At 31.3% G+C, this 8,924-nt stretch carries 7 protein-coding genes and 1 riboswitch; of the genes, 6 read left to right on the top strand and 1 reads right to left on the bottom strand.

Features of this window, described 5'->3' with window-relative positions:
* From L3J60_RS12770 to L3J60_RS12755, 4 genes are all read left to right on the top strand, one after another.
* The coding region (locus tag L3J60_RS12770; protein WP_291975949.1) for an SDR family oxidoreductase at positions 1-422 on the top strand (422 nt) is incomplete at its 5' end.
* A 9-nt stretch (positions 423-431) separates the two neighbouring features.
* Positions 432-1,607: a mannonate dehydratase gene (gene uxuA / locus L3J60_RS12765; RefSeq protein ID WP_291975948.1), complete on the top strand. Its 1,176-nt coding sequence runs from the start codon at positions 432-434 to the stop codon at positions 1,605-1,607.
* A gap of 177 nt (positions 1,608-1,784) precedes the next feature.
* A complete protein-coding gene (locus tag L3J60_RS12760) occupies positions 1,785-2,054 on the top strand; it encodes a heavy metal-associated domain-containing protein (RefSeq protein ID WP_291975946.1) in 270 nt (89 codons plus the stop codon).
* Between the two features lie 113 nt (positions 2,055-2,167).
* A complete protein-coding gene (locus tag L3J60_RS12755; protein WP_291975945.1) occupies positions 2,168-3,481 on the top strand; it encodes an FAD/NAD(P)-binding oxidoreductase in 1,314 nt (437 codons plus the stop codon).
* 188 nt (positions 3,482-3,669) lie between these two features.
* On the opposite strand, the gene L3J60_RS12750 is transcribed toward L3J60_RS12755, so the two are convergent.
* Complete coding sequence (locus L3J60_RS12750; RefSeq protein ID WP_291975944.1) at positions 3,670-6,021, bottom strand: TonB-dependent receptor; 2,352 nt, start codon at positions 6,019-6,021, stop codon at positions 3,670-3,672.
* Positions 6,022-6,115: 94 nt separating this feature from the next.
* Positions 6,116-6,204: riboswitch (TPP riboswitch) on the bottom strand.
* A gap of 153 nt (positions 6,205-6,357) precedes the next feature.
* Here L3J60_RS12750 and L3J60_RS12745 point away from each other — a divergent pair.
* Both L3J60_RS12745 and L3J60_RS12740 read left to right on the top strand, forming a co-directional pair.
* A complete protein-coding gene (locus L3J60_RS12745) occupies positions 6,358-7,476 on the top strand; it encodes a hypothetical protein (RefSeq protein ID WP_291975943.1) in 1,119 nt (372 codons plus the stop codon).
* An 8-nt stretch (positions 7,477-7,484) separates the two neighbouring features.
* Entirely contained in the window at positions 7,485-8,744 is a 1,260-nt protein-coding gene (locus tag L3J60_RS12740) for a thiamine pyrophosphate-dependent enzyme (RefSeq protein ID WP_291975942.1), read from the top strand.
* Positions 8,745-8,924: the final 180 nt, after the last annotated feature.

Below are 8,924 nucleotides of genomic sequence, written 5' to 3'. Positions count from 1 at the left end.
CATTAGTATTTGGAAAACAAATGGCTTTGCAACAAGAAGGAAGTATAATTAATATTTCTTCAATGGCTGCTCAACAAGCATTAACAAGGGTTGTGGGCTATTCTACATCCAAGGCATCTGTTGATATTTTTACTAAATGGTTGGCTGTAGAAATGGCGCAAAAACATTCTGAAAAAATCAGAGTTAATGCAATTTCACCTGGGTTTTTTATAGGAGAACAAAACAGACGTTTATTATTAAATAAAGATAATTCATTAACTGCAAGGGGAAAAACCATAGTTAATAATACTCCCATGAAACGTTTTGGAGAGCCTGAGGAATTGCTTAGTACTCTTTTTTGGTTGTGTTGTGATTCCTCTAGTTTTATTACGGGTATTGTAGTGCCAGTGGATGGTGGGTTTAGTGCGTTTTCAGGAGTTTAAATTGTAATTATGAAGAAATTAGAACAAACATTCAGGTGGTATGGACCTAATGATACTGTTTCGTTAGAATATATAAAAATGGCTGGAGCAACAGGAGTTGTAACCGCTTTGCATGAAATTCCAAATGGTGAAATATGGCCAGTTGAAGATATTATTGTGCGAAAAAAAATAATTGAAGAAAGAGGTTTAACCTGGTCTGTTGTGGAAAGTATACCTGTTCATGAAGATATAAAAAGACGTACAGGAAAATATCAGCAATTTATTGAAAATTACAAAATTAGTATTAAAAATTTAGCAACTTGTAATATCAAAAATATTACATATAATTTTATGCCAGTTGTAGATTGGGTTAGAACAGATTTAGACTACAAACTTGATGACGGATCATATGCCTTACGTTTTGATAAAATAGCTTTTATTGCTTTTGAGTTGTTTATTTTAAAAAGAGAAAGTGCTGAAAATGAATTTTCAGAAATAGAAAAAATGAAAGCTAGCAACTATTTTTCTAAACTTAGTAAACTTGATATAGAAGAGTTAACTAATTATATCATAGCAGGATTACCAGGCGGAATGACTGAAGGTGTAGATTCAATCAGAGAGTTTCGTGAAATTTTAAACACTTATCAGACTATTAATTCAAACCAACTGAGAGAAAATTTATTCGAATTCTTAAAGGAAATTGTTCCTGTTGCAGAAAATTACCATGTTTTATTGGCTATTCATCCAGATGATCCTCCATATCCAATTTTAGGATTGCCAAGAGTAGTAAGTACCGAGAGTGATGCTAAATCAATAGTAGATGCTGTTAAAAGTTCAAGCAATGGATTGTGTTTTTGTACTGGCTCCTACGGTGCTAGACCTGAAAATGATTTGGTTGGTATGATTGAGAGCTTGGGAAGTAATATTCATTTTCTTCTTTTAAGAAGTACACAACGAGATGAGGATGGGAGTTTCTATGAAGCAAATCATTTCGATGGAGATGTAGATATGTATGAAGTGATGAAAGTGATTGTAGCCGAACAACAAAAAAGAAAAAATGCAATACCTATGAGACCAGACCATGGTCATAAAATGCTAGACGATATTAACAAACATTCTAACCCAGGTTATTCTGCCATAGGGCGCTTAAGAGGGTTAGCAGAATTAAGAGGGTTGGAAATGGGGTTTTTAGGTTTGTTAAAATAGTTTTAGTTCTAATTTGTTGATTATAATACTAGAGCCCAAAGAATACAGCATCTTAAGTATTTACTTTTTTAGACTATCATTCAATAAATGTAATTTTATCTAATAAACATGTTTTATTTTGTTTCGTATTATATTTTTTGTACTTTCGTATTATATTTTATTTATAAAAAATAAACAATGAGAACAATTAAAGTGTTAAATTTAAAATGCAATGGTTGTGCTAATACCATTATAAAAGGGCTACTTTCAATAGAAGGGATTGAGAATGTATCTATTGATGTAGCTACTTCAAAAGTTTCTTTTGTTTCAACAGAAGAAGAAGCCTTAAAGTCAGTCAAAGAAAAATTATCTGCAATGGGTTACCCAGAAGTTGGAGATGACAATACAATTATTCATAAAGCAAAATCTTTTGTGAGCTGTGCTACAGGAAGGATGATAGCAGAATAATATCAAATTAGTTAAACCTTCTTAAAGTGATTTAAATCACTTTAAGAAGGTTTTTTTATTGTAATTTTTGCCTTCAAAATTTTCTAAATTATTAACTAAAAAAATCAAAAATAATGTCAAAACATTTTCAAGTTTTAGTCATTGGAGGTGGTACGGCCGGAATAATGGTTGCATCCATGTTAAAACGAAAAAACGCTTCACTCAAAATAGGATTATTGGATCCTGCAAAAAAGCATTACTATCAACCTGCATGGACTTTAGTTGGAGCGAATACGTATGAGTTTGAAAAAACAGCAAAATCTATGGCCTCACTAATTCCTGAGGGAGTTGAACATATTAAAGAATTTGCAGATAAATTTAATCCAGAAAACAATAAAATTATTTCTAAAGAAGGAAATGAATTTACTTACGATTATTTAGTAGTTGCTCCTGGGTTAAAAATAGCACCAGACTTAGTAGAAGGATTACCAGAAGCGATGGATAAAGGCGTAGTTTGCAGCAATTATACAAACCCTAATCACACTTGGGAAGTACTTAAATTCTTTAAAGGAGGTACAGCCTTATTTACACAACCATCTACACCTATAAAGTGTGGTGGAGCTCCTCAAAAAATCATGTATTTAGCCGATGAACACTTTACTAAAATTGGAGTTAGAGATAAAACAAATATTGTTTTTGCAATGCCGGGTAATGTTATTTTTGCAGTAAAAAAAGTAGCGAAAATGTTGATGGAAGTAATAGATAGAAAGGATATTAATGTTCGGTTTTATCATAAATTAGTTAAAGTAGATGCAAAAAAACAAATTGCATGGTACGAAATATTAAAAGAATCGGATGATGGAAATGATTGTGTGGTAATAAAAGCAAAACCAGAAGATGTAGTTGATCAAGAAATTCAACATAATTATAAAGATGTTAAGGCTGTTGAAAAAGATGGTTTAATAGGTATTCATTTTGATATGATGCACTTAGCACCACCACAACAAGCTCCAGATTTTATTAAGAATTCACCTTTAGCTACAGAATCAGGATGGTTATCTGTTGATGCGGGAACAATGCAACACAAAAAATATTCCAATATTTTTGGATTAGGAGATGTTTGTGAATTACCAACTGCCAAAACAGGAGCGGCAATAAGAAAACAGGTTCCTGTAGTTGTTGAAAATGTTTTACATTTATTTTCTGAAAGTAAGTTGGCAAATAAAACGTATGATGGATATTCCTCCTGTCCATTAATTACAGGTTATGGAAAAATGGTATTGGCAGAATTTGATTATTCAAAAGAGTTTAAACCAGACCCTAAATTAAAAGAATTTCCGTTGATGATTAGTGATTCTTCGAAAGAACATTGGCGTTTATGGATTTTAAAAAAATATTTATTGCCTTATTTATATTGGAATAAAATGATGAAAGGTATAGAAGTATAAAAAAAGGATGTCCTATTGAGCGGAATCGAAATATAATTTAAAATTATTTTTAGTTCTCGACTCCGCTCGAAATGACTTTCTATTTATCAACCTGAACCTGTTTCAGGTTCTTATTTTGATTGATTTTCAATATGAAAAGATTCTGAAATAAATTCAGAACGATAATTTTTTTAACAGCCTTTTCTAATTTAAAATTTTAATGTAGCTCCAATTAAAAAGTTACGTGTGGCTTGTGGATAATATCCTGCTCCGTCTAAAGTAGTGGTTTCACCTGGTACAGACCAAGTATCATCATAGGTATAATAATATCCATTTGAAATATATTTAACATTAAAAATATTATTTACTAAAGCTGTAAATATGATGGACTTTACTATTTTCTTAGGTTTTATTTCGTAGGTTAAATTAAAATCGTTTACAAAATAACTCGCTAATTTGGAGTTGTTATTATCAATATTTCCCATATACTGTTCTCCAACATATTTTGAAAGTAGAGAAATATACATCTTGGTATTTGGTGTATAAGTAAATGAATTTCCCGCGACTATATTTGGAGAAAATGAAATATTTGTAGTTCCTAAATTTTCTAAATTTCCATTCCAAGAAGTTACAAAATCTATATTTTTATTACTGCTTATTGCAATATTGGGTTGCCAGTTAAAATGTTTGTTTATTTTAATATTCCCATCAATTTCTAATCCTAATCGGTAACTTTTACCACTTGTTGCTCTTATAAAATCACCGGTATCATCAATAGCACCTGTTAAAACCAATTGATTTTTATATCGCATATAATATACATTGGTATTTACAGCCACATTTTCAGATTTATAACGCCACCCAAGTTCAAAATCAGTTAGTTTTTCGGCAGTATTCACCCCGTATTTAAAATCATTCCTATTTGGCTCTTTGGTGGCTTTTGCAACAGAAAAATAGATGCTATTACTATTGTTGGTTTTAAAAGTTAATCCTGCTTTTGGGTTGAAAAATGAGTACTTTTTATCAATATTTATAGGGTTTCTATTTGAAGTAGTTCCATCAGTTTTAAAACCGACAAACCTTCCTTGTAAATCGGTAAATAAAGTCCATTTATCAGATAAATTATAAGTTAGTTTTCCAAAAACATTGGCATCGTTCTTTTTGGTATTACTATCATAATAATGACCACGAATTTGTGAATTACTTGCATATTGAGCCCAAATAATTTCACCAAAATGAGCTCCATTATAGTAACTTACGGATGTTCCAAAAATAAATTCTAAAGTATTGTTTTTGTAAGTGGCATTTGCATTTAACACATAAAAATCATTATCAAGCCATCTTCTTCTAATTAAATCGGTTTTATCAATAGTTTCACCACCAATAGTTATAGGTGTTAAGTTGTAATCAGCAAAATCTTGATTTGTTTTATATTGCTCGTAATAACCTTTTCCTTTGCTGTAATTTAATGCTACATTAGAGTTCCAATTTTGTGATAATTTTTGATTCCAAAGCAATTGATAATGGTCTTGTTGGTAGTTATCAGTTTCATTATCATAAGAATACGGATTGTAAGTTCTTCCAAAAGAAGCCATTTCCTCTTTAGTAACTCCGTACCAAGCTTGGTAAGTTTTTTCTTTTCCTCCAAAAGATAATGCTTTAATTAAGGTATTATCATCAACATAAGCAACTTGTAAAAAGTATGATTTTAAATGAGAAAATGCCCGGTCAATATAACCATCAGAATCTATTTTAGAAAATCGTCCAGCAAATTCAATATGATTATTTATTTTTCCTGTACTAAATTTTACCGTATTTTTATGGGTATTATAAGAGCCTATTGAACTGCTAATTTCACCATACGGATTTTCAGAAATAGCATCGGTTAAAATATTTAAACTTGCCCCAAAAGCTCCTGAACCATTAGTTGAAGTTCCCACGCCACGCTGTAATTGCATACTTTGAGTTGAAGAAGCAAAATCAGGCAAATCTACCCAATACGTTCCTTGACTTTCAGCATCGTTATACGGAATTCCATTAATAGTTACATTAACTCTGGTGGCATCACTACCACGAACTCTAATTCCAGTGTAACCAACGCCTGCACCAGCATCGGAGGTAGTTACTACAGAAGGTAAATAATTTAATAGCATAGGAATATCCTGTCCTAAATTTCGTTTTGCTAACTCTTTTTTGGTGATGTTACTGTGTGTTATCGGAGAATTTTCTTTAACGCGAACTGCATCAACCAACACTTCGTCTAAATTTACAAAACTATCTGCCATGTTTATGGTAATAGATTGGTCTTTAGATAAATTAATAGCAACTTCTTTAGGATTACTGATGGCACTTACTACCAAAATATAACTTCCTTTTTTTAATTGAAATTTGAAATTTCCTTGTAAATCTGAAGTTGTTCCGTTAGAAGTTCCTTTAATTAAAATACTTGCTCCAGACAAAGGTTGATTCCCATCCACAACTTTTCCAGATAGCGTAAAAGAATTTTGAGCGTTTGTATTAATGGTAAATGCAAGGATAAAAAAAGCTACTAATAACTTCACTTTTTTACAATTTGTTTTTAAAAATAGTTTCATTTAATATAAAATAAAACGATTTAAAAAGAGGTAATTAATCGATGTTTAACTTGAATTTTACTCAAATTTATTTGAGTATCCCTTAACAGCATTATCTGTTCAGGTTCAATGGGTTTAATCTCAGCCTATAAAGCACCCCTTTTGAGATGCTGCAAATTTAAGGATTATTTAGTTACAAACATTAAAAAAATAATTAACTTTTACTGTTTATGTAACATTTAATTCATAAAATAATGATATATATTAGGTTTAAAACCTAGTTAATAAATTACCTTTACACTTTAATTTTAAAGTACATTCCTTTTGAAAACAATTACCTCAAAAAAGGTTTTGACTGATGCTTCTAGAATTATGACAGAAGCATTAGTTCAATCAGGTGCTGATGTGTTTATAGGCTATCCCATAACACCTTCCAATTTATTTTATGCTTATTCCAAAGAGCGTTTTCCTGAATTTTTAGCTGGACCAGATGAAATTTCTGTTTTACAATGGATGTGTGGTTATTCGGCTGCCGGTAAAATTCCGGTTACCGCAACTTCTTTTCCAGGATTAGCCTTAATGACTGAAACACTAAATATGGCTTATATGATGGAATTGCCAATGGTGTTGGTTATTGTACAACGGTTGGGTCCAAGTACAGGCTCTGCAACCACAGGAGCTCAAGGTGATTTAAAATTTTTAGATGGAATTATTTCTGGTGGTTTTCCATTACCAATATTTTCTCCATCCAATTTTAATGATGCTTGGACATTGGCAAATAAAGCTGTTAAAACTGCAGTTGAGTTTAGAACACCAGTAATTATTTTAACTTCTAAAGAACTAGTGATGACTCAAAAAGGTTTTGATATTAATTTGTTAGAACCTTTAGAAAAAATTGATAGGACACCAAAAGCATTTGAGCCACCTTACCAACCTTATAAAGCAGGTGATGATAGGGTTCCTACATTTTATCCTTTAGGAAATGAAGAATTTCAAGCTCGTTTTAATGCATCAACTCATGATAATGATGGATTAATTAAAAAAGGAACTCCAGAAAGTTTAGCAAATACTTGGAGACTTCGTGAAAAGTTAGAAAAACGAGTTGATGAGTTTTCTTTTTATGAATTAGATGCCGAACAAGGTGCTACTAAATTAATTATTACCTGGGGTGTAACTGCTGATGCATCAAGAGATGCTGTTCAATCAATTAGAAATAAAGGCAAAAAAGTTTCTTTATTAATAGTAAAAACAATCTTACCAATTTCTTCTAAAATTTATGAAATTATAGATTCGTATAAAAAAGTACTTTTTGCAGAAGAAAATATGTCTGGTTTATATAAAGAAATGATTTTTGGTAAACGGAACAATCCAAATGTTAAAACGGCAACTAAATTTGGCAGTATGCTAACGCCATCTGAAATTGAAGCAACCCTTTTTAATTAGAAGAAATTATGGAAACAACTAAAAAAATATTAACCAATGTTAAAATGCCTTTCTGTCCAGGATGCGGTCATGGCGTTTGTGTAAGAAGTACTTCTAAAGCCTTGGAAAACCTAGGATATGGTGCTAAAGATGTAGTTATGGTTAGCGATATTGGATGTGCTGGTTTGGTAGATCCTTTATTTGCAACGCATACCATTCATGGCTTGCATGGTCGTTCTCCAGCATTAGGTCTTGGGGTAACGCTTGGCTTAGATAATCCAAATAAAAAAGTGGTGGTTGTGCAAGGTGATGGAGGTGCAACTATTGGACTACAACACATTTTAGAAGCTTCAAGAAGAAATGTGGATATGACTTTAATTGTGTTGAATAATTTATTGTACGGAATGACTGGCGGACAAATGAGTGGTTTATCAACTAGTAATTTTAAACAATTTAAACATAGTGATGATAATGCTGAACCCTATGATATTGTAAATTTAGCTTATAGTGCTGGAGCAGCTTTTAGTGTTCGGGTAAATAATATTTCAAATTTTGAAGCTACTTTAAAAGAAGCCATTGAAATTCCAGGTTTTTCTTTAGTAGAATTGTCAAGTTTGTGTACTTCACACGGAATGAAGAAAATTTTGGAATTTAAAAATTATGTAGTTGAAGAAGAAAAATTTACGAATAAAAGACCAGTTGGAGTTAGTTTAAGAAGAAATACAGCTAGTTTGTTTAGCAAAGTTAAGGTTTTAGATACTCAATTCAATTCCACTATTTCTGAAACCATTGGTGTTGTTATTGCAGGTTCCGCTGGTGGCGGAATTCAATCTGCTGCAAAAATGTTGGCACAAGCCGGAATTTTATCTGGATTATACGCCACTATGAAAGGTGAATATCCAATCACCGTTGGAACAGGTTTTTCAGCTGCTGAAGTAATATTATCTAAAAAACCAATTCAGTTTACTGGTTTAGAAAAACCTAGTGTGGCTTTAGCCGTAACTGAAGATGGATGGAATAAAGTAAAAAATCGTATTTCATCTAATTCTAAGGTTATTGTCGATGCTAAAATTAATACTGAATCTGACTATGAAACTAAAGAATTTTTAAAAGAAGGAGGAAAAAAGGGAGCTGCATTAAGTGCTATTTCATATTGGATACAAAAATCTAACGTATTTCCAATTGATGCCTTGTTAAAAGTTGTAGAAGGTAGTAAATATGAAGAATCTTTGAAAAGTGCCATAAAAAGTGCAGAAAAATTTAAAGAATTAGTTTATATTGATCGTTAAACTTTAGGTTTTTTTCTATAAGCTTTTTTAAATGCTTGCCTTTTCTTTTTATCTAGTCAATCCTCAAAAAGCACTATTTCGGATTGATTTAAGCCACATTTAAAATTGAATTGAACTTTATTCTATAGAGTATTGCTATTTTGAATTTCAAAATTATCCACACAATAGAAGTTTTTAACT

Origin of the sequence: Lutibacter sp., assembly GCF_021647475.1 — a bacterium.
In the GTDB taxonomy this organism is placed as follows: Bacteria; Bacteroidota; Bacteroidia; order Flavobacteriales; family Flavobacteriaceae; genus Lutibacter.
Note: the sequence above shows the minus strand (reverse complement) of the source record. Positions and strands in the feature narration are given on the sequence as shown.

What these genes read in the sequence shown, in the direction of transcription:
- L3J60_RS12755 (WP_291975945.1), top strand. Translation starts at nt 2,168, where the DNA reads ATGTCAAAACATTTTCAAGTTTTAGTCATTGGAGGTGGTACGGCCGGA.
- L3J60_RS12760 (WP_291975946.1), top strand. Translation starts at nt 1,785, where the DNA reads ATGAGAACAATTAAAGTGTTAAATTTAAAATGCAATGGTTGTGCTAAT.
- uxuA (WP_291975948.1), top strand. Translation starts at nt 432, where the DNA reads ATGAAGAAATTAGAACAAACATTCAGGTGGTATGGACCTAATGATACT.
- L3J60_RS12740 (WP_291975942.1), top strand. Translation starts at nt 7,485, where the DNA reads ATGGAAACAACTAAAAAAATATTAACCAATGTTAAAATGCCTTTCTGT.